Annotated in this window: 1 protein-coding gene; it reads right to left on the minus strand. The window is 47.1% G+C overall.

The window, feature by feature from the left end:
* Window positions 1-111: GTP-binding protein (locus tag GV764_RS20320; RefSeq protein ID WP_001336758.1), on the minus strand; the 111-nt coding region annotated here is incomplete at its 3' end.
* Window positions 112-278: the final 167 nt, after the last annotated feature.

The following is a 278-nucleotide window of genomic DNA, read 5'->3' on the forward strand; positions in this document are numbered from 1 at the left end:
AGCCAGAACGGTAGTGATGGCAGCGGTCAGCGTTGTTTTACCATGGTCAACGTGGCCGATAGTACCGACGTTAACGTGCGGTTTTGTACGTTCAAACTTTTCTTTAGACATCGATTGTCCCTCTAAGACACGGATAAATCGGTGATATCACCACATCAACCAGGCACAAGCCTGAATTTGTTGAATATAAACAGAAAAGAAGCAGGGAGGAAAAAAGAAGTGGTGCTGATAGGCAGATTCGAACTGCCGACCTCACCCTTACCAAGGGTGCGCTCTAC

Source organism: Atlantibacter hermannii, from assembly GCF_009907385.1.
Taxonomy (GTDB): domain Bacteria; phylum Pseudomonadota; class Gammaproteobacteria; order Enterobacterales; family Enterobacteriaceae; genus Atlantibacter; species Atlantibacter hermannii_A.